The organism is Segeticoccus rhizosphaerae (assembly GCF_009192725.1).
GTDB classification, from domain to species: domain Bacteria; phylum Actinomycetota; class Actinomycetes; order Actinomycetales; family Dermatophilaceae; genus Segeticoccus; species Segeticoccus rhizosphaerae.
The window spans coordinates 1-19,203 of sequence record NZ_VOHR01000043.1; the positions used below are offsets into that span (position 1 = coordinate 1).

Here is a 19,203-nt window from a genome sequence, read left to right on the forward strand (position 1 = left end):
GCGACCTCGCGTGAGGGCCTCGAGCGGCGCGCCGCCGGGCTCACCGCTGCGCTCGAGGTGGGAGGGGACCGACTCGATCCGCGGGCGGCGGCGCAGGCCACGGAGGTGGTCGAGCGGGTCGGCGAGCGCACTTCGATCGTCGGCAGCCACACCGTGGTCGCGCTGGCCGGTGCGACCGGCAGCGGCAAGTCCAGCCTCTTCAACATGCTGGTGGGAGAACCAGTCTCAGCGATCGGTGCACGACGCCCCACCACGTCGACGCCGACCGCCGCGATCTGGGGAGACGAGTCGGCCCAGGCCCTGCTCGACTGGCTGAAGGTCGGACGACGGCACCACGTGCCGGCCCGAGAGGGGGTCGACGCCGCCCAGGGCGAGCTCGACCTCGACGGTCTCGTGCTGCTCGACCTGCCCGACTTCGACTCGCGTGAGTCCGCGCACCGCGTCGAGGCGGATCGGGTCCTCGGACTGGTCGATGTCTTCGTCTGGGTCACCGACCCACAGAAGTATGCCGACGCCCGCCTGCACGACGAATACCTCACCGCGCTGGCCGGCCATGACGCCGTGACCCTCGTGGTGCTCAACCAGGCCGACCGCCTTTCGGTCGACGACGCGGAGGCGTGCGCGGCCGACCTCAAGCGGCTGCTCGCCGCCGACGGCGTCAAGGACGTCGAGGTCTTCCTGACCTCCGCCACCACCAGTGCGGGAGTCGTCAGCCTGGAGCACCGGATCAGCACGGTGGTCAAGGGCCACCACGCCGCCGAGCAACGGCTGGTGGCCGATGTCCGTGCGTCGGCGGAGCGGCTCCGCGAAGGGGTGGCCGAGCAGGAGGTGCGCCTCGGGAACCGAGCCGACCAGAGGCTGGTCGAGGCACTGGGTCGAGCGGCGGGCATACCCACGGTCCTTGCGGCGGTGGAGCGCGACTACCGCCGTTCGGCCACTGCTCACACGGGCTGGCCGTTCACGCGGTGGGCGAGGGGGCTGCGGCCCGACCCGCTGAAGCGGTTGCGGCTGGACCGGTCGCGGGACAGGAAGGCCACCGTGAGCGCCACGGACGTGCGACTGGTGCTCGGGCGGTCGTCCCTGCCGCCGGCGTCACCGGCTGCCCGATCAGCCGTCGACCTCGCGACCCGCGACCTCGGTGACCGCGCCGGCGAGGGGTTGCCGGACCGGTGGGCGGAGGCGGCGCAGGAGGCGGCCTCGCCCCCCGACGACCGGATGGCGGACGCGCTCGACCAGGCCGTCATGCAGACCTCCCTGCGGGGGCGGACCCCGTGGTGGTGGAGCATCGTCGGCCTCCTGCAGTGGCTGCTCGCGGCGGTCGCCGTCGCCGGGCTGGTGTGGTTGCTCGTGCTGATGGCCATGGGCTGGTTGCAGCTGCCCGAGGTCGACACCCCGCAGTGGGGCCCGTTGCCCTATCCGTTGCTCATGCTCGCCGGGGGAGTCCTGATCGGGCTGGCGCTCGCGGCGCTCGGCCGGGTGCTCGGACGGGTCGGCGGCCGGCGCAGACGTCGGCTCATCGAGAAGCGGCTGCACGAGGCGATCGACACGGTCGCCCGAGAGCGCATCGTCGCTCCGGTGCAGCAGGTGCTCACCGACCATCGCGAGACCCGCGAGCAGCTCCAGATCGCCCGCGGCTGACCCGGCTGTGTTGTGGGCGACACGTCGCCCTGACGGACAGCCGGGAGCCTCGGCGTGCACGTCCCACCACGATCCACAGCGGCTGCCGACCGGCCCCACCGTCCACACCCGCTCCCTGCCGCCTTCCCGGCTGCCCGCGACCGGCTCATGGTGGTCGCGACCCGTCAACCGGCGGGCGACCGACCCAAGAGGTGGACGAGATGAACGAGATCTACGTGACCGTCAACGGCAACGTCGTGGGCGACCCGCAGGTGCGAGCGACCCGAGCCGGCGTGCCGTTCGTGACCTTCCGGCTGGCATCCAATGTGCGCCGGCTCAACCGCGAGACGGGGGAGTACGTCGATGCCGAGGCCAACTTCGTGAGCGTGTCGGCCTTCCGGTCGCTCGGCATCAACCTGGCCAACTCGATCAAGAAGGGCGACCCGCTGGTCGTCTACGGTCGCCTGCGGGTCAACCAGTGGGACAACGGGGAGCGGAGCGGCACGTCCGTGGAGGTCGAGGCCTACAGCGCCGGCTTCGACCTCACCCGGGGAGAGGCGAGCTTCGAGAAGGTGGCGCGACCGCAGCTGCGCAGCGCCGGCCAGCTCGGCGACCCCGCGGTGCAGGAGGCGCGTGAGCAGGTCGAGGGGCTTGCGGGCACCGGTGGAGGCGACCACGTGCCGGAGGGTGGGGGCCACGGGCAGACCGACGGTGTCGATCCTGTGGGAGGACTGGAGATGCCTGAACCCGTCGGCGCCTGACCCTGACGGGTTCGTGCCGCCGCGACGGATTTAGCCAGACCGGTCCGGGCCGATAACCTGAGAGGCATGGCCGAGTTCATTTACACCATGTCCAAGGCGCGCAAGGCGCACGGCGACAAGGTCATCCTCGATGACGTGACGATGTCGTTCTACCCCGGCGCCAAGATCGGCGTGGTCGGCCCGAACGGGGCCGGCAAGTCGACGATCCTGAAGATCATGGCGGGCCTCGACCAGCCGTCCAACGGGGAGGCGCGGCTCTCGCCCGGCTACACCGTCGGGATCCTGCTCCAGGAGCCCCCGCTCAACGAGGACAAGACCGTCCTCGGCAACGTCGAGGAGGGCCTCGGCCAGATCAAGGCCGACGTCGACCGGTTCAACGCGATCTCCGCCGAGATGGCCGAGCCCGACGCCGACTTCGACACGTTGATGGCCGAGATGGGCAAGCTGCAGGAGAAGATCGACGCTGCCGACGCCTGGGACCTCGACTCCCAGCTCGAGCAGGCGATGGACGCCTTGCGGTGTCCGCCGCCGGACGCCGACGTGACGGTGCTCTCCGGTGGTGAGCGCCGGCGAGTCGCCCTGTGCAAGCTGCTGCTGTCCAAGCCGGACCTGCTGTTGCTCGACGAGCCGACCAACCACCTCGACGCAGAGAGTGTGCAGTGGCTCGAGCAGCACCTCGCGAGCTACCACGGCGCCGTCCTTGCCGTCACGCACGACCGGTACTTCCTCGACAACGTCGCGGAGTGGATCGCCGAGGTCGACCGCGGCCGGCTCTACCCCTACGAGGGCAACTACTCCACCTACCTGGAGAAGAAGCAGGAGCGCCTGCAGGTCCAGGGCAAGAAGGACGCCAAGCTGGCGAAGCGGCTCAGGAGCGAGCTGGAGTGGGTGCGGTCCAACGCCAAGGCGCGGCAGACCAAGAGCAGGGCCCGCCTGTCCCGCTACGAGGAGATGGCGGCCGAGGCTGAGCGCACCCGCAAGCTCGACTTCGAGGAGATCACCATCCCGCCGGGCCCACGGCTCGGCAGCACCGTCATCGAGGTCGACGACCTCAAGAAGGGCTTCGCAGACCGGGTCCTGATCGAGGGCTTGAGCTTCACCCTGCCGCGCAACGGCATCGTCGGCGTGCTCGGGCCAAACGGTGTCGGCAAGACGACCCTGTTCAAGACGATCGTGGGGCTCGAGGAGCCCGACGACGGCAGCGTCAAGGTCGGCGAGACGGTCAAGATCTCCTATGTCGACCAGAGCCGTGGTGGGCTCGACCCGAAGAGGAACCTGTGGGAGACGGTCTCGGACGGTCTGGACTACATCCACGTCGGCAACGTCGAGATCCCGTCGCGGGCCTACGTGTCGCAGTTCGGCTTCAAGGGCCCCGACCAGCAGAAGATGACCGGTGTGCTGTCAGGTGGCGAGCGCAACCGCCTCAACCTCGCGCTCACGCTCAAGCAGGGCGGCAACCTGCTGCTGCTCGATGAGCCCACCAACGACCTCGACGTCGAGACCTTGGGTTCCCTGGAGAACGCGCTGCTCGACTTCCCCGGGTGTGTCGTGGTCACCAGCCACGACCGCTGGTTCCTCGACCGGGTCGCGACCCACATCCTGGCGTGGGAGGGCACCGACGAGGACCCGGCGAACTGGTACTGGTTCGAGGGAAACTACCAGGCCTACGAGGCCAACAAGGTCGAGCGCCTCGGCCCCGAGGCCGCCCGGCCGCACCGCGTCACCTACCGCAAGCTCACCCGCGACTGAGACGTACGGTGTCGTGCCCCACCAGGTGGGGCACGGCACTCCGGCGACCGTCAGGAGTAGCGGCGCAGCTCGCGTCGAGCCAGGGACCCCCGGTGCACCTCGTCGGGGCCGTCGGCCAGGCGCAGGGTGCGGGCCGACGCCCACAGGTGCGGCAGGATGGTGTCCTGGCAGACGCCGGCCCCGCCGTGGACCTGGATGGCGTCGTCCACGACCTGCTGCACCATCAACGGCACCGCGATCTTGATCGACTGGATCTCGGTGTGGGCGCCGCGGTTGCCGACGGTGTCCATCAACCAGGCGGTCTTGAGCACCAGTAACCGGGCCTGCTCGATGTTGACCCGCGCCGAGGCGATCTGGGTCTGCACGGCTCCCTGCTGCGCGATCGGCTTGCCGAAGGTCGTGCGCGACAGAGCCCGGCGGCACATCAGCTCGAGGGCCCGCTCGGCCATGCCCACGAGCCGCATGCAGTGGTGGATCCGCCCGGGACCGAGCCGGGCCTGCGCGATGGCGAATCCCTCGCCCTCACCCTTGACGATGTTCCCGGCGGGGACCCGCACGTCGTCGAACGCCACCTCCGCGTGGCCGCCCCGGGGTGCGTCGTCGTAGCCGAAGGTGTGCAGCGGACGGACCACGCTCACTCCGGGCGTGTCCCGCGGCACGAGGATCATCGACTGCCGACGGTGCCGGTCGACCGTCGCGTCCTCGGGGTCGGCGCTCTGGCCCATCACGATGAAGATCTGCGCGGCCGGGTCCATCGCTCCGGTCGACCACCACTTGCGTCCGCTGATGACGTAGTGGTCGCCGTCCCGTCGGATCCGGGTGCGGATGTTGGTGGCGTCCGAGGACGCGACATCCGGCTCGGTCATGCAGAAGGCGGAGCGGATCCGGCCGTCCAGCAACGGTTCCAGCCACTGCTCCTGCTGCTCCGGCGTGCCGAACTCCGAGAGCAGCTCCATGTTGCCGGTGTCCGGAGCGGCACTATTGACGGCCTCGGGTGCGAGCCCCGGTGAACGGCCGGTGATCTCGGCGAGCGGCGCGTACTGCAGGGTGGTCAGTCCGGCGCCGCGTTCACCCGGCAGGAAGAGGTTCCACAGTCCCCGGCTGCGGGCCTCGGCCTTCAGGTCCTGCACGATCTGCGGGCGGGAGAACTCGCGGTCGGTGCCACGGCCCGCGAGCACCTGCTCGTCCAGCACCGGCTCGGCGGGGTAGACGCACTCGTCCATGAACGCCGTGAGCCTCTCGGCGAGCTCACTGGTGCGCGCATCCGGGGCGAAGTCCACGATCACTCCTGGGGTAGGCGGGCCCCCAGCATACGAAGGCGGCGCGGCTGGGTGGTGGCGCCGTCGGGTGGCCCGGCCTGCGATGCCACGCGCCGGTCAGCCCCTGGCACGAAACCAGAAGCGTCGCATGGTCAGCGTGATGTCCCGCCCTGCCGTGTCGCGGTGCAGCGTGAGGAGACGATCGGCATACGCCTCGACCGAGAAGTCGTCGGGCGCGTCCCACGGCACCAGCGTCAGGTAGGCGACCAGCGCGGCGACGTCCCGGAACCGGTAGGAGCCCGACCAGTCACAGCTCTCCTCGACGACCAGGCCGGCGGCGCCGACCTGGTCGACGAGCAGGTCCATCAGGTCCGCGGGACAACTCGGCTCGCCGCCGAGGAGATGGTGCAGCTCGTGGGCATCCTCGCCGCCGACCTGCTGGGTGAGGAACGTGCCGCCGGGGGCGAGCACCCGGCGCACCTCATCGGCCACGAAGGCGTCCCTCGGTCGCCACGGTGTCGTCCGGCAGCACGTCGACGAACCTCAAGTGCTGCTCGCCCCGCCGGTCCCCATGTCGACCACGTGACGCGCCGCCGACAGGGCGTCGCGGGTCATCGCCGCGACGTCCCATGGTGGCTCGTCCTCGACCATCCGACCAGCGAGGTGACTGAAGTTCCAGCCCTCCACCGGCGCCGCGGCCTCGGCCCGCCACTGCTCCAGCAGCTGCTGCTCCTCGTCCTGCGGGGCCGGGTCACTCATGTCGCGACCCTGGGACGGGGATCAGTCGGCCGGGCCACCCGCCACGTAGATGACCTGCCCGGAGACGAAACCGGCCTCCTCGCTGGTCAGGAACGAGATCGTCGCGGCGATGTCCTCCGGCTGCCCGACCCGCCCGACCGGCACCTGCTCGGCCACGCCCTCGGTGAACTCCTCGAAGCTGATCTTCATCCGCTCGGCCGTCGCCCGCGTCATGTCGGTGGCGATGAAGCCCGGCGCCACCGCGTTGGCCGTCACGCCGTAGCGCCCGAGCTCGATGGCCAGCGTCTTGGTGAAGCCCTGCATGCCGGCCTTGGCCGCCGAGTAGTTCACCTGACCGCGGTTGCCCTGGGCCGAGGTCGACGAGAGGTTGACGACCCGGCCCCACTTCGCCTCGACCATGTGCGCCTGGACGGCCTTGGTCACCAGGAAGGCGCCGCGCAGGTGCACCGAGAGCACCGCGTCCCAGTCGTCCACCGTCATCTTGAACAGCAGGTTGTCTCGGATGATGCCCGCGTTGTTGACCAGGATCGTCGGCGCGCCGAGCTGCTCCACCACACGGGCGACCGCCGCCTCAACCTGGGCGGGATCGCTCACGTCGGCACCCATGCCGACGGCCCGGCCGCCCGAGTCCTTGATCGCGGAAACCGTTTCGGCGCAAGCGGACTCGTCCAGGTCGACGACCGCGACTGCGTGCCCGTCAGCCGCCAGTCGTCGGGCGGTCGCGGCGCCGATGCCGCGCGCTGCTCCGGTCACGACGGCGACACGTGGGGTGCTGGTCATGTTTCCTCCTGGTGGGGATGGGTCGGTATGCCGTGTGGTCAGGCGAGTCTCGCCAGTCCAGCGGCCACCAGCGGGGCGACGGCCTCGCCGATGCGGTCGAAGCCGCTGCCCACCGTCTGGCCGTGGACGTAGCGGTAGTGGATGCCCTCCAGGATCACCGCGAGCTTGTAGCAGCCCAGAGCGATGTACCAGGGGAGGGGAGTGAGGTCGAGACCGGACTGGTCCGCATACCGGTCGAACAGCTCGCTCATCGGCGGGAACCCGTTGTGCGGCCCCATGCCACCCTCGATGAGACCGATCACCTCCGGCACCGGGTCGGCATACACCGGCAGCAGCCCGAGGTCGCACAGCGGGTCACCGAGCGCGGCCATCTCCCAGTCGATGACGGCCAGGACGTCGGTGCCGCCGCGTTCGACGATGAGGTTGTCCAGCCGGTAGTCGCCGTGCACGATGGTGGCGCGCTGACTGGGCGGGATGTCGGTCGCCAGCCGCTCGGCGAGCTGCTCGATCCCGGGGATGTCGCGTGACCTGGACTGCTCGAGCTGGCGGGTCCATCGGCGCACCTGCCGCTCGGTGAAGCCCTCGGGTCGCCCGAAGTCGCCGAGGCCCACCTGCTGCGGGTCGACCCGGTGCAGCTCGCCGAGGATGTCGATCAGGCGGTGGGCCAGGCCGGCGCGCTCCACGGCGGAGAGCCCGGCCAGGTCGTGGTCGTCGCGCAGCACGTCGCCGTCGACCTCCGCCATGACGTAGAAGGACGACCCGATGATCGAGTCGTCCTCGCACAGCGTCACCATTCCGGGCACCGGCACGGCGGTCGCGGCGAGGGCGTCCATGACGCGGTACTCGCGGGCCATGTCGTGCGCCGTCGCGAGCACGTGCCCGAGCGGCGGGCGGCGGACGATCCAGCGGTTCGTGCCGTCGGTGACCCGGTAGGTCAGGTTGGACTTGCCGCCGGTGACGAACTGCGCGGTCAGGCTCGCGGGGCGACCGCCTGTCCAGGGCGCGAGGTAACGCGAGAGCGCGTCGAGGTCGAGGCCGTCCACCATGCCCGGCAGCCTACTGAGCGGGCGTGGGCGAAGACACGGCCCCACCGCGCCGTGGCTCAGAACTCCTTCAGCCGGACCATGCCCTCCTGCGCCACCGTGGCCATCAGGCTGCCGTCCTGGCCGAACATGCGGCCCACGGCGAGACCGCGGCCGCCGGAGGCCGAGGGCGAGTCCTGGGTGTAGAGCACCCAGTCGTCGGCACGCGGGGCGCGGTGGAACCACATCGCGTGGTCCAGGCTGGCCGGCCGCAGCCGAGGATCGGACCAGGCGATGCCGTGGCGGCGCAGCACCGGCTCCAGCAGCGAGTAGTCGGAGCAGTAGGCGAGCACCGCGGCGTGCAGCAGCGGGTCGTCGGGCATCGCCCGGGCGGCCTTGAGCCACACGCTCTGCCGGGACGCGCGCTGCTTGCCGGGGGTGACGTAGAGCGCGCCCTCGACGTGGCGCAGGTCGATCGCCTGGCGGTTGGACCAGTGCTCGGCGACGGGGTGCTCGATGCCCTCGAGCTCCTGCGCGGTGGTCGGCAGCTTCTCCGGGTCGGGCGCTGCGGGCATCGGGTCCTGGTGGTCCAACCCTCCCGCCTGCTCCTGGAAGGAGGTGATCATCGACAGGATCGCCTTGCCGTGCTGGATGGCGTGCACCCGCCGCGCCGAGAACGACCGGCCGTCACGCATCCGCTCGACCGCGAAGCGGATCGGGTGGTTCGAGTCGCCAGGACGCAGGAAGTAGCCGTGCAGTGAGTGGATCCGCCGGGGCCCGTCCCCGTCGTCCACTGCTTGCATCGTGCGGCCGGCGGCGATGATCGACTGCGCCAGCACCTGACCGCCGAAGGCCCGGCCGTGCGGCTGCGGCTGGCTGCGACCGATGAAGATGTCGGCGGCGGAGTCGGCGAGGTCGGACTCGGGGTCGTCCGGCGCGTCGATGCTGATCCGGGCCGAGCCGGCCCGGGTCAGGTCGAGCACGTCGAGCAGGTCGTCGAACGGGTCGAGCTCGGCCTGGTTCTGGTCGTCGGTGGTCACTCCGGAGACGATATCGACCGGCTGCCATGATGTCGTCATGAGCCATGACGCCGGAACCGCTCACCCCTACGCCGTCAAGGTCCCGCTGCGGTGGTCCGACCAGGACGCCTACGGGCACGTCAACAACGTGCAGTTCCTCCGGCTCCTCGAGGACGCCCGCGTGATCGGGTTCGAGGAGTGGTTCGGGGTGGAGCGCTCGATGCTCAACGAGGGGGTGCTGGTCGCCCGCCACGAGATCGAGTACCTGGCGCCGCTCGACTTCCGCTCCGCGCCCGTGGCCGTGGCCATGTGGGCCACGAAGCTCAGCGGCGCCAGCTTCGACCTCGGCTACGAGGTGCGCGACCCCGAGGAGGTGGGCACCGGGCTGTATGCACGGGCCGAGACGACGCTCGTCGCCTACAACTTCGCGACCGCGAGCCCACGGCGACTGCGTCCCGACGAGCGCCAGATCCTGCAGCGATATGCGGGTGACCCGGTCGGCTTCCGGTGGCGGGGACGGGCGACGCGCGCATGACGGAGCTGCACTTCGCCGACGCCGAGACGCTGGACGACCTGGCGACCTTCGTGGCCCGGGCCCGGTCGGCCGATGCCGACGCCGCCATCCGCCTGCAGGCCGCTGGTATGTCGCTCGCTGCCTACGTCGGGGTGCTCCCCGGGCGTGGGTTGCTGGCTGAGGGAGCGGTGATCGGGCTGCGCGTCATGCCGTTGGCCGTGGCCGCGGACCTGGACACGACGGTGCCGCTGTCGGGCATCACCGACCGGCTCGCTCGGCGCGATGGCAAGGGAGGCGCCACGCTGCCGGTGCCTCCGACGACGGTCCATGCCGGTTGGGCCGCGGTCGCCCCGCCGCGCTCTGGTTGGGAGCTCTTGGGCACGGTCCCGACGGAGGACCTCAAGGCCGTTGCACTGCAAGGGATCCAGGAGATCGCGGAGGGTGCACCCGAGGGCTCGGGCAGCCGGGCGGTGGCCGGCCTGCGCAGGGCCGTGTGGGATCGCGAGGCCCCGACCAGGCCGCCGGTCGTCTCGGGGGCGGCCTTCGCGGCCCACGTCCTCGGCTTCCTCACCTCGGCACCCGTGGCGCAGGTCTTCGGCAACGAACGGTGGCTGCGGCTGTCGACCCCGGCCGGTCACGTCCTGGTCCGCTGACAGCATCACCCACCCCTTTCGCTAGTTGCTGCGAGAAGGCGTCAAATAGTGCGCCTTCTCGCCGCAACTAGTGAGAGTTGGGGGAGGATCGAGGCGGCTCGAGTCGACGTCGGGTGGTGAAGTCCCGGGGCCGGCCGGTCAGGGGATCGGTGAACGAGATCCGGTGAGCGAGCAACCGCAACGGGTGGCGGAGGTCGTCGGGCTCCTCGGGGAGCAGGTTGGGGTAGAGGCGGTCGCCGACGATGCCGATCCCGAGTGAGCCGAGGTGGGCTCGCAACTGGTGCATCTTGCCTGTTCGTGGTCGCAGCCGGTAGAGCGCGTGCTCGCCGCGCCGCTCGACGAGCTCGACCCGGGTCTCCGCGTTGGCCGCGCCCGGCTCCTCGCGGACCCGCAGGTGGGTGCGCGAGGAGACCAGGCGGCTGCGCACCGTGACGGGCAGCCGCAGGTCAGGGTCGAACGGCGCGATCGCGTGGTACTCCTTGCACACCTCCCGGCGCTCGAAGAGCCGCTGGTAGGCGCCGCGGGTCGACGGATCGACCGAGAAGAGGAGCACTCCCGCGGTGGCCCGGTCGAGCCGGTGGATGGGCACCAGCGAAGGCAGGTCCAGCGCGACCCGCAGGCGCACGAGTGCCGACTCCACGACATACCGGCCGCCTGGGGTGGTGGGCAGGAAGTGCGGCTTGTCGGCGACCAGGAGGTGCGCGTCGCGGTGCAGCACGTCGACCTCGACCGGGATGCGTGTTTCGGCCGGCAGGTCGCGGTAGTACCAGATGAAGTCGTGGTCACCGAGTGGCGTGCCGGCAGAAAGAGGCTCGCCTGTGCGCCCGACCACCTCGTGCCGATCGAAGCGCGACCGGAGATCCTCCGGGTCGAGGTGGGCGAACCGCTGCTGCACATACGCCAGGACCGTCGGCCACGGCCCGGACTCCGGCAGCCGCAACCGGGTGGCGTTGACGCCGTCGCGGATCGGCAGCGGTGACCTCATGGCCACCGGTGGCCCCCGCAGCTCATCGGCCGGCGCTCCCCGAAAGCAGCGCAGCGTGTTCGGTGTGGGACAGGTAGTCGCGGACCGTGTCGCGGCTGCGCGTCAGGCAGGCGATGCGGGCGTCGAGCGCCTCGAGTTCGCCGGCCAGGACCTCGGCGAAGTCGCGCGTGCACCGCTCAGTCCACCCGCTGGCCACGGGGTTTTCCATCTCCAGGACGATCCGGATGAGTCGCGTGGGCAACCCGGACCGGATCAGGTCCCGGACCATGGTGACCCGATCCACGTCATCCTCGGCGAACGCGCGGTAGCCGTTGCCGGACCGTTGCGGGGCGAGCAGTCCCTGGTCCTCGTAGTAGCGCAGCATCCGGGCCGGAACGCCCGTGCGGGCGGACAGGGTGCCGATCTTCATCGCGTGCCTCCCTTTGGCGCTTGACCTTCACACTGATGTCAGACTTTACCGTGCTGGCATGAACGATCGCAGCCCGATACCGGCCCTGCTCGCCCTGGCCTTCGCCACCTTCACGACCGTCACGGCGGAGATGATCCCGGCGGGCCTGTTGCCGGGCATGACCCGTGAGTTCGAGGTCTCCCCGGCCAGGATCGGGCTGCTCGTGTCGGTGTGGGCGTTCACCGTGGCCGCGACCAGCCTGGTCCTCGTCCGGCTGACCGCTCGGATCGAGCAACGGACCCTGATGATCGCGGCGCTGGCGCTGCTGGCCGCCGCCAACGTGGCGACGGCGACGGCTCCGACCTACGCCATCGCCCTGGTGTCGCGGGTGGGAGCCGCAGCGGTGCACGGGCTCTTCTGGTCGATCGTGATGGCCTACACCTCGCGCCTCGTCGCACCGAGCCAGCTCGGCAGAGCCGCGGCGGTGGTGCTCGCGGGCCCGACCATCGCGGGGGTGGTGGGGATCCCGCTGGGCACCATGGCCGGAAACGCCATCGACTGGCGGGTGACGTTCTGGGCCGTGGCCGGCCTGATGGGCCTGACCGGCGTGACGCTGTGGCGACTGCTGCCACGGGTTCCTGTGGCCGGTCGAGAGGGCGGGAGGCCGGGTGGCTGGGACGCGAGCGCCCGCCCAGTGCTCCTTCTGGCCCTCGTCGGGGCGACCGTGCTGGTGGGCCACTTCGTGCTCTACACCTACATCGCGCCGGTGCTGACGGGACTGGGTGGCTTCGCGACCTCGTCGGTGGGTCCGGTGCTGCTCCTCTACGGCCTCGGCGGGGTGGCCGGGGTCGGTGTCGCGGGCACGGTGGCCGACCGCTGGCCGGGGCGGTCACTGGCATGGACGGTCGCCGTGTTCGTCGCGAGCACGGCCGGTGTCGCCCTGATCGGTCGCGACCGGGTGATCGGCATCGTCGCGATCGTGTTGTGGGGCACGGCGATCGCGGTGCTGCCGGTGTTGGTGCAGACGGCGATGCTGCGCGCAGCGTCGGAGCAGTTCCGTGCCACGGCCGGAGCGGTGCTGGTGACCGCGATGAACACCGGCGTCGCGGCGGGAGCACTGCTGGGCGGCGTGGTGCTCGAGGCGCAGGGGCCCGTGGCTCTGGTGCTCTCCGCCAGCCTGATCAGCGCGATCGGGTTGCTGCTGCTGGGTGTTCGAGCGGTGGCGACGGCGAGATCATGCCCGGCGCGCCCAACGCACTCACTCCGCGGGACGGAGCCAGACTGCCGTGTCGGTGGGTAGCTGCCCATCCGCCGTCGCCGGCCCGCTCGCGATGAGCACCTCCCAGCCCTCCGGGACCGGCACCGCGCCGACGCCGAGGTTGACGAGTACCTGGACGGAAGCCCGGCCGTCCGCCGCGTTGACCAGTGCGACGACGTCGTCGCCGTAGCCGTCGATCCGCGACAGCGACCCGGACCCGAGGCGCAGGTCACGACGGGCAGCCAGCAGTGCGCGGTACAGCTCGAGCGTCGAGCCGGCCACTCCCCGTTGGCGATCCACGGCCAGTGAGCCGTAGATCTCCGGCTGGGGGAGCCAGGTGCGGTCGCTCGGGCCGAACCCGTATGACGGTGCGTCACCCTCCCAGGGCATCGGCACCCGGCAGCCGTCCCGCCCACGCTCCTCGTGGCCCGACCGCTCCCACGTCGGGTCCTGCCGGGCCTCGTCCGGCATGTCCGTCGAGTCGGGCAGCCCGAGCTCCTCGCCCTGGTAGAGGTAGGCCGATCCCGGCAGCGCGAGCATCAGCGTCGTGGCCGCGCGGGCGCGCTGCAGGCCCAGGGCTGCGTCGGGCTGCGGGTCACCGATCCCGATCCCGTTCGGTCGCCTCTCGCCGACGGGGAGGCCGAGTCTGGATGCGTGGCGCACGACGTCGTGGTTGGACAGCACCCAGGTCGTCGGCGCGCCGACCGCATCACCTGCCGCGAGGGAGTCCTCGATGCTCTCGAGCAGATCCGAGGCTCGCCACGGGGCTTGCAGGAAGTCGAAGTTGAACGCCTGGTGCATCTCATCCGCCCGGACATAACGGGCCGCCCGCTCGGGTGAGTCCACCCAGGCCTCGGCGCAGAGCACGCGGTCGTGTGCCGGATCGTGGCCCGGGGTGTCGACCGGGTTGTAGGAGTTCAGCACCCGGCGCCATTCGCGATAGACCTCGTGAACGCCGTCCTGGTCCCACATCGGCGGGTGCTTGCCGCCGTGGTCGTGATCCACACCGTCGGCGTCGCCGAGCATGTGCAGCGGTTCATCCCAGTCGGGCAGCCCCTCCGCCTTGATCAGACCGTGCGCGACGTCGACCCGGAAGCCGTCGACGCCCCGGTCGAGCCAGTAGCGCAGGATGCTCTCGAACTCGGCTCGGACCTCCGGGTTCTCCCAGTTGAAGTCGGGCTGCTTGGGATCGAAGAGGTGGAGGTACCACTGACCGTCGGCGACCCGGGTCCAGGCCGGCCCGCCGAAGACGCTCTCCCAGTTGTTGGGTGGCTGGGCGCCGTCGTCGCCGAGGCCGTCGCGGAACACGTAGCGCTCCCGCTCCAGGCTGCCGGGACCGGTCGACAACGCGGACTGGAACCACGCGTGCTCGTCGGAGGAGTGGTTGGGGACGAGATCCACGATGACTCGCAGACACAGGCCGTGGGCGGCCTCGATCAGGGCGTCGACGTCGGCGAGCTTGCCGAAGATCGGGTCGATGTCGCGATAGTCGGCCACGTCGTAGCCCGCGTCGGCCTGCGGCGAGGTGTAGAAGGGCGACAGCCAGATGGCGTCCACCCCGAGGTCGCGCAGGTAGGGCAGCCGGACCGTGATGCCGGGCAGGTCGCCGACGCCGTCACCGTCCGAGTCGGCCCACGAGCGCGGGTAGATCTGGTAGATCACCGCGTGGCGCCACCAGGCGGAGTCGTCGTCGGCACGGTGCAGCCGGACGCCGGCAGCCGGCGCCAGGATGCGCCCGAGGGCATCAGTGGTCTCAGCAGTGGTCACGGGCAGCCATTGTGGTTGGCCGTCCCCCGAATCGCGAAACCGGCACATTCCCTCACCCTCGGAACCGGGTGGGGCAGGACGTCCGGGTGGCCGCGATCTGGGGACAAGGGTCCTCCCACGGCGGGTGCCGCTCAGTCGTCGGGGGCGTTGACCAGCGAGTGCGCGGCGCGGTCGAGGTAGTCGCGCAGGACCAGGTCGTTGGCCGGCGGCAGCTCGAGCGTGTCGACCGCGGCCAGCATGTGCGCCAGCCACCGGTCCCGCTGGGTCGGCGTGACCTGGTAGGGCACGTGCCGCATCCGCAGCCGGGGGTGGCCGCGCTGTTCGGAGTATGTCGTGGGCCCGCCCCAGTACTGCTCGAAGAACATCCGGAGCCGCACCTCGGCCGGCCCGAGGTCCTCCTCCGGGTAGATGGCGCGCAGCTCGGGGTCGCCGGCCACGCCGAGGTAGAACTCGTGTACCAGCTTGACGAACGTCTCGTGCCCGCCGACCTGCTCGTAGAACGTCTCTCCCGTCACGGCGCCAGTCTCGCAGGGGCGGCCACGCGGCACGGGCGGCCCCCCGGCGCGAGGCCCCAGGTAGTGGTGGGAACCTGTCGGTGATGTCCGCACCTGCCTCCACCGGCCGCGGGAACGACCTCCCGTGAACATGCCGGGCCCCGGCCACATGTCTGGTCCGATGTGGCAGCCGACCGCGCCGCCCGACCTCGGCCGATTGGTGGCCTGGCACCCACAACCGGTGCCCGTGCTGCCCCTGCTCTGCCTGCTCGGGGCCCTGCTCTACGGATGGGCGGTCTGGCGGTTGCGCCGCAGGGGCGACGACTGGCCGATCGGTCGCACGGTGAGCTGGACCGTCGGGCTGTTGCTCGTCGTCGGCGTGACCGGCACCGGCGTGGGCGGCTACTCGATGGCGTTGTTCAGCGTGCACATGCTGCAGCACATGGTGCTGAGCATGCTCGCGCCGATCCCGCTGCTCATGGGGGCGCCGATCACGCTGGCCCTGCGGGCACTTCCCTCCGGCCGGGGCCGGCGGGGTGCGCCCCGTCGGGTGCTGCTCGCGCTGCTGCACAGCCGCTTCGCGCAGGTGCTGAGCTCGCCGGTCGTGGCGGTCAGCCTGTTCCTGCTCAGCCTTTACGGGCTCTACTTCACGCCGGTGTTCGACTGGGCCATGAGCGGGTTCGTCGGGCACACGGCGATGCTGATCCACTTCGTCGCGGTCGGCATGATGCTGTTCTGGGGGCTGCTCGAGGTGGACCCGGTGCCGCACCCGATGCGGCCCCCCTTCCGCATCGTCGAACTGTTCGTCACCGCGCCCTTCCACGCGTTCTTCGGGATCGCGTTCATGACGAGCAAGGACGAGGTGGCCGGCTACTTCGCCCACCCGATGGCGTCGTGGCACCTCGGGGCGCTGGCCGACCAGCGGGTCGGGGGAGCGATCGCGTGGGCCTTCTCGGAGGTCCCGACCCTGCTGGTGGTGATCGTCGTCGTGGTGCTCTGGGCCCGCAGCAGCGACCGGGAGGCGAGGCGCGTGGACCGCAGGGCGGACCGCGACGGTGACCAGGAACGGAACGCCTACAACGCGTGGCTGGCGGGCCTCGGCCAGCCCCACCGACAGGGGCACGCATGAGACGTGGGCAGGCCCGTCATACCGTGGATCCGTTGTGAACTCACCCCACCGCGCCCCAGGCACCGCCGTCCTCGCGGTCGCTGCCGGGTGCCTGCTCGCCAGTTGTTCCAGTGCGGGCGCGAGCCCGTCCGCGACGCCGGGCACGACCGGGCCCACCGCGCCCGGCCACAACGTCGGCACCCAGGTCGACGTGCCACTCACCGGGGCGTTGCAGCACCTGCAGCTGCGCGACTCCACCGGTCGCCAGCGCTCCCTGGGCGACTTCCGCGGCAAGGTGCTCGTGCTCGCACCCGGTATGACGTTGTGCCAGGACAGCTGCCCGATCGACACCGCCGGGCTGGTCGCCACGGCCCGACAGGTGGACCGCGCCGGCCTGCGGGACAAGGTCGAGTTCGTCACGGTCACCGTCGACCCCCGCCGCGACACGCCCGCGCAGCTGGCGGCCTACCGCAAGCTCTTCAAGCCCGCGCCCGCCAACTGGCTGACCCTGACGGGGAGCCAGCACGACGTGATGGCCTTGTGGCACACGCTCGGGGTCTACGTGAAGAAGGTCAAGGGCGACCAGCAGCCCCCGCCGAAGAACTGGCGCACCGGCCAGCCGCTCCGCTACGACGTCGACCACTCCGACGAGGTCTTCTTCTTCGACGCCCACCAGCACGACCGGTTCGTCCTCGAGGGGATGCCGCACGTCAACCACTCGGCGAAGGTGCCGGCGTCCCTGCTCGCCTTCATGGGCAAGCAGGGTCGCGCCAACGTCGCGCACCCGATGGGACCCGTCTGGACCGTCCCGCAGGCCGTGCACGTCGTCAGCTGGCTGACGGGCGAACGCATCCCCATCTGAGCACGCTGCCCGGGCTCGGGTGGTTCAGGACTGTCCCGGGTCGGTGGCGGTGGTGCGGTGCGCACTCACGGCGGGCCCGTCGAAGAGCGAGCGGAGGTCGTCGGCGTGCCCGGGCCGGGCGAGCACGGTCACCTGGTCCCCGACCTCGAGGTGCACGGCCCCGAGCCCGAGGAGCATCGCGTCGGCGCGTCGAACCGCCACCACGATCACACCTTCGGGAAGGACCCGCTCGTCCAGCCGGTGGGCAACCAGGCTCGAGCCGGGACCCACCTGCACGTCCAGGATGCCGGCGTTGGACGCCACCCGGTTCATCCGTCTCGCGTCGGCGCGCAGGGCCTGGTGGTAGGCACGGACGATGTCGCTGAAGGCCAGGATGCCGCGGACCTTGCGGGAGTCGTCGAGCACCGTGAGCCAGTGCGTCGTGGCCGGCAGCGCGTCGATCGCCGCGTCCAGGGTCGCGCCCACGGACGTCGACGGAGCGGTCGCGTCGACCCGGTGACCCAGGGAGTCGTCCGGATGCTGCTGCGCCGGGCCCCGCAGCTCCTGCAGCCGGACGGTCCCGACGAAGTGCTCCTCGGCGTCGATCACCGGCGCGCCGCGAAGCTGTCGTTGCTCCAACCGGGTGACGGCGTCGCGCAGCAGGTCGTCCTCGCGGAGCACCAGGCGCGGGCGGGCCATGGCCTCTGCCACGGGCACCCGGCCGAGCATGGGCAGCCCGAGCTTCAACCGGGCTGCCGCGGCCTCCTCCCGGTTGCTCAGCTGCGAGCGATAGATCGTCTGGTCGAAGTGGCGGACGATGAGGTAGGCCAGGCCCACGGCCACCATGGCGGGCGCCAGGATGGTGAGACTCCCTGTCATCTCGGCGACCATGAGCATGATGGCCAGCGGCGCTCGTGCGATGCTGCCGAAGCAAGCCATCATGCCGACGATCACGAAGGGTGCGGGGCTGTGGGGAACCCCGGGGGCGAAGGCCTCGAGCAGCCGCCACACCGCGGCGCCGGTAAAGGCGCCGATGACCATGCCCGGGCCGAAGATGCCTCCCGACCCGCCGGATCCGATGGACAGGGCGGTCGACAGGATCCGGGCGAAGGGCAGCAGCAGGATGATCCAGAGCGGGATCCCGAGCAGCCCGTCGCGGGTCAGGGAGGTCTGCACCCATCCGTAGCCGGTGCCCAGGACCTGGGGGATGGCGAGGGCGAGCAGTCCCACGGACAGACCGCCCACGGTCGGCTTGAGGATGGTGTTGCCCGGCAGCCGTTTGAACAGGCCGGATATCCCGTAGAACGCCTTGCTGTAGACCAGTCCGACCAGTCCGGCGACGACACCGATGACGGCGAACCAGGCGAGCTGGACCGGCTGGTTGAACTCGTAGCCGGCCGCGGCATACCCGAACATCGGGGAGAAGGTCTCGAGCAGCCCGAAGACCGAGTACCCCACGATCGACGTGACCAGTCCGGGCACGAGCGCCTCGACCTCGAAGTCGTCCTTGTAGACGATGTCGGCCGCGAGCACGGCACCTCCCAGCGGCGCACCGAAGATCGCGCCGATGCCGGAACCGATGCCCACCGAGACCGCGATGCGGCCCTCCTCCGGCGAGAGGTCGAGCGTGCGTGCCAGCAGGGAGCCGAAGCCTGCCGAGATCTGTGCGGTCGGGCCCTCTCGCCCACCGGAGCCGCCCGAGCCGATGGTGATGGCCGAGGCGACCAGCTTGACGATGACCGCACGGGTCCGGATCATCCGCGGGTTGCGGTGCACCGCGTCGATCGCCGCATTGGTGCCGTGTCCCTCGGCCTCGGGCGCGAGCCAGGTGACCAGCAGGCCGGAGAGCAAACCACCGAGGGCGACGACGAGCGGAACCGCCCACCAGCGCGTGAAGTGACCCGAACTCGATCGCCCGCCCTCGGACGACGGCAGCGGAACCGCGTAACCGCCGATGCCCTCCAGCAGCAGGTGACCCGCTGCCTGGAGCGCCAGGTAGAACACGACCGCGCCCAGACCGGCGATCACCCCGATGACCGTGCCGAGGACGACCCACTTCTTCAGGTAGCTGCTGCGCCTCACCCAGCCACCGGCGGCCGCCCCGACCGAGCGCAGCCGCACCTGGACGAGGGTCATCGTCCGGCGTTCCCGTCGGGCCGGCGCTGCTTCGCCGATGGTGCCTGCCGTGACGGCCGGGTGCGGTCGCTGGCGTGGGCCGCCTGGACGAGC

Annotated in this window: 19 protein-coding genes; 8 read left to right on the top strand and 11 right to left on the bottom strand. The window is 71.0% G+C overall.

Annotated elements, in window-relative coordinates; translation table 11 throughout:
- From FRW57_RS05760 to ettA, 3 genes are all read left to right on the top strand, one after another.
- A partial coding sequence (locus tag FRW57_RS05760; RefSeq protein ID WP_152185522.1) for a GTPase occupies nt 1-1,638 on the top strand: 1,638 nt, incomplete at its 5' end.
- 200 nt (nt 1,639-1,838) lie between these two features.
- On the top strand, nt 1,839-2,378 hold the full coding sequence (locus tag FRW57_RS05765) for a single-stranded DNA-binding protein (RefSeq protein WP_152185523.1): 540 nt from the start codon (nt 1,839-1,841) through the stop codon (nt 2,376-2,378).
- A gap of 66 nt (nt 2,379-2,444) precedes the next feature.
- Complete coding sequence (ettA, locus tag FRW57_RS05770) at nt 2,445-4,127, top strand: energy-dependent translational throttle protein EttA (protein WP_152185524.1); 1,683 nt, start codon at nt 2,445-2,447, stop codon at nt 4,125-4,127.
- Nucleotides 4,128-4,177: 50 nt separating this feature from the next.
- Here the strand turns inward: ettA and FRW57_RS05775 are convergent, their stop codons facing one another.
- From FRW57_RS05775 to FRW57_RS05800, 6 genes are all read right to left on the bottom strand, one after another.
- Nucleotides 4,178-5,407: an acyl-CoA dehydrogenase family protein gene (locus FRW57_RS05775; protein ID WP_152185525.1), complete on the bottom strand. Its 1,230-nt coding sequence runs from the start codon at nt 5,405-5,407 to the stop codon at nt 4,178-4,180.
- A gap of 96 nt (nt 5,408-5,503) precedes the next feature.
- Nucleotides 5,504-5,878 carry a hypothetical protein gene (locus FRW57_RS05780; protein WP_152185526.1) on the bottom strand — a complete coding sequence of 125 codons (375 nt, stop codon included), beginning with the start codon at nt 5,876-5,878 and terminating at the stop codon, nt 5,504-5,506.
- 51 nt (nt 5,879-5,929) lie between these two features.
- Nucleotides 5,930-6,145 (bottom strand): hypothetical protein, encoded by a 216-nt coding sequence (locus FRW57_RS05785; protein ID WP_152185527.1) that lies wholly within the window; start codon nt 6,143-6,145, stop codon nt 5,930-5,932.
- Nucleotides 6,146-6,166: 21 nt separating this feature from the next.
- Complete coding sequence (gene fabG, locus FRW57_RS05790; protein WP_152185528.1) at nt 6,167-6,925, bottom strand: 3-oxoacyl-ACP reductase FabG; 759 nt, start codon at nt 6,923-6,925, stop codon at nt 6,167-6,169.
- A gap of 38 nt (nt 6,926-6,963) precedes the next feature.
- Nucleotides 6,964-7,971, bottom strand: coding sequence for a phosphotransferase family protein (locus FRW57_RS05795; RefSeq protein ID WP_137122328.1), 1,008 nt, complete (start codon nt 7,969-7,971; stop codon nt 6,964-6,966).
- Between the two features lie 56 nt (nt 7,972-8,027).
- Complete coding sequence (locus FRW57_RS05800; RefSeq protein ID WP_238384754.1) at nt 8,028-8,987, bottom strand: acyl-CoA thioesterase; 960 nt, start codon at nt 8,985-8,987, stop codon at nt 8,028-8,030.
- A 37-nt stretch (nt 8,988-9,024) separates the two neighbouring features.
- Between FRW57_RS05800 and FRW57_RS05805 the strand changes: the two genes are divergently transcribed.
- Together FRW57_RS05805 and FRW57_RS05810 are read left to right on the top strand one after the other, a co-directional pair.
- The gene (locus FRW57_RS05805; RefSeq protein WP_137122326.1) at nt 9,025-9,501 is read left to right on the top strand and encodes an acyl-CoA thioesterase; all 477 of its coding nucleotides are present in this window, start codon (nt 9,025-9,027) and stop codon (nt 9,499-9,501) included.
- The gene (locus tag FRW57_RS05810) at nt 9,498-10,133 is read left to right on the top strand and encodes a DUF8185 domain-containing protein (RefSeq protein ID WP_137122325.1); all 636 of its coding nucleotides are present in this window, start codon (nt 9,498-9,500) and stop codon (nt 10,131-10,133) included. Before FRW57_RS05805 ends, FRW57_RS05810 begins: the two co-directional genes overlap by 4 nt.
- A gap of 67 nt (nt 10,134-10,200) precedes the next feature.
- Here FRW57_RS05810 and FRW57_RS05815 read toward each other — a convergent pair whose 3' ends face one another.
- On the bottom strand, nt 10,201-11,118 hold the full coding sequence (locus FRW57_RS05815; protein ID WP_152185529.1) for a pseudouridine synthase: 918 nt from the start codon (nt 11,116-11,118) through the stop codon (nt 10,201-10,203).
- Between the two features lie 22 nt (nt 11,119-11,140).
- The gene (locus FRW57_RS05820) at nt 11,141-11,527 is read right to left on the bottom strand and encodes a MerR family transcriptional regulator (RefSeq protein ID WP_152185530.1); all 387 of its coding nucleotides are present in this window, start codon (nt 11,525-11,527) and stop codon (nt 11,141-11,143) included.
- A gap of 58 nt (nt 11,528-11,585) precedes the next feature.
- On the opposite strand from FRW57_RS05820, the gene FRW57_RS05825 reads away from it, so the two are divergent.
- On the top strand, nt 11,586-12,806 hold the full coding sequence (locus tag FRW57_RS05825; protein WP_152185531.1) for an MFS transporter: 1,221 nt from the start codon (nt 11,586-11,588) through the stop codon (nt 12,804-12,806).
- On the opposite strand, the gene FRW57_RS05830 is transcribed toward FRW57_RS05825, so the two are convergent.
- Both FRW57_RS05830 and FRW57_RS05835 read right to left on the bottom strand, forming a co-directional pair.
- A complete protein-coding gene (locus tag FRW57_RS05830) occupies nt 12,765-14,531 on the bottom strand; it encodes a glycoside hydrolase family 13 protein (protein WP_420853234.1) in 1,767 nt (588 codons plus the stop codon). The genes FRW57_RS05825 and FRW57_RS05830 overlap by 42 nt on opposite strands.
- Before the next feature lie 131 nt (nt 14,532-14,662).
- Nucleotides 14,663-15,046 carry a globin gene (locus FRW57_RS05835; protein ID WP_238384753.1) on the bottom strand — a complete coding sequence of 128 codons (384 nt, stop codon included), beginning with the start codon at nt 15,044-15,046 and terminating at the stop codon, nt 14,663-14,665.
- 220 nt (nt 15,047-15,266) lie between these two features.
- Between FRW57_RS05835 and FRW57_RS05840 the strand changes: the two genes are divergently transcribed.
- Nucleotides 15,267-16,154, top strand: a complete 888-nt coding sequence (locus FRW57_RS05840) for a cytochrome c oxidase assembly protein (RefSeq protein ID WP_203230221.1) — start codon at nt 15,267-15,269, stop codon at nt 16,152-16,154.
- 34 nt (nt 16,155-16,188) lie between these two features.
- Nucleotides 16,189-16,995 (top strand): SCO family protein, encoded by an 807-nt coding sequence (locus tag FRW57_RS05845; protein ID WP_162308220.1) that lies wholly within the window; start codon nt 16,189-16,191, stop codon nt 16,993-16,995.
- Between the two features lie 24 nt (nt 16,996-17,019).
- Here FRW57_RS05845 and FRW57_RS05850 read toward each other — a convergent pair.
- The coding region (locus tag FRW57_RS05850; RefSeq protein WP_203230222.1) for a chloride channel protein at nt 17,020-19,203 on the bottom strand (2,184 nt) is incomplete at its 5' end.

What these genes read in the sequence shown, in the direction of transcription:
- FRW57_RS05785 (WP_152185527.1), bottom strand. Translation starts at nt 6,145, where the DNA reads ATGAGTGACCCGGCCCCGCAGGACGAGGAGCAGCAGCTGCTGGAGCAG.
- FRW57_RS05810 (WP_137122325.1), top strand. Translation starts at nt 9,498, where the DNA reads ATGACGGAGCTGCACTTCGCCGACGCCGAGACGCTGGACGACCTGGCG.
- FRW57_RS05825 (WP_152185531.1), top strand. Translation starts at nt 11,586, where the DNA reads ATGAACGATCGCAGCCCGATACCGGCCCTGCTCGCCCTGGCCTTCGCC.
- FRW57_RS05805 (WP_137122326.1), top strand. Translation starts at nt 9,025, where the DNA reads ATGAGCCATGACGCCGGAACCGCTCACCCCTACGCCGTCAAGGTCCCG.
- FRW57_RS05765 (WP_152185523.1), top strand. Translation starts at nt 1,839, where the DNA reads ATGAACGAGATCTACGTGACCGTCAACGGCAACGTCGTGGGCGACCCG.
- fabG (WP_152185528.1), bottom strand. Translation starts at nt 6,925, where the DNA reads ATGACCAGCACCCCACGTGTCGCCGTCGTGACCGGAGCAGCGCGCGGC.
- FRW57_RS05795 (WP_137122328.1), bottom strand. Translation starts at nt 7,971, where the DNA reads ATGGTGGACGGCCTCGACCTCGACGCGCTCTCGCGTTACCTCGCGCCC.
- FRW57_RS05820 (WP_152185530.1), bottom strand. Translation starts at nt 11,527, where the DNA reads ATGAAGATCGGCACCCTGTCCGCCCGCACGGGCGTTCCGGCCCGGATG.
- FRW57_RS05815 (WP_152185529.1), bottom strand. Translation starts at nt 11,118, where the DNA reads ATGAGGTCACCGCTGCCGATCCGCGACGGCGTCAACGCCACCCGGTTG.
- ettA (WP_152185524.1), top strand. Translation starts at nt 2,445, where the DNA reads ATGGCCGAGTTCATTTACACCATGTCCAAGGCGCGCAAGGCGCACGGC.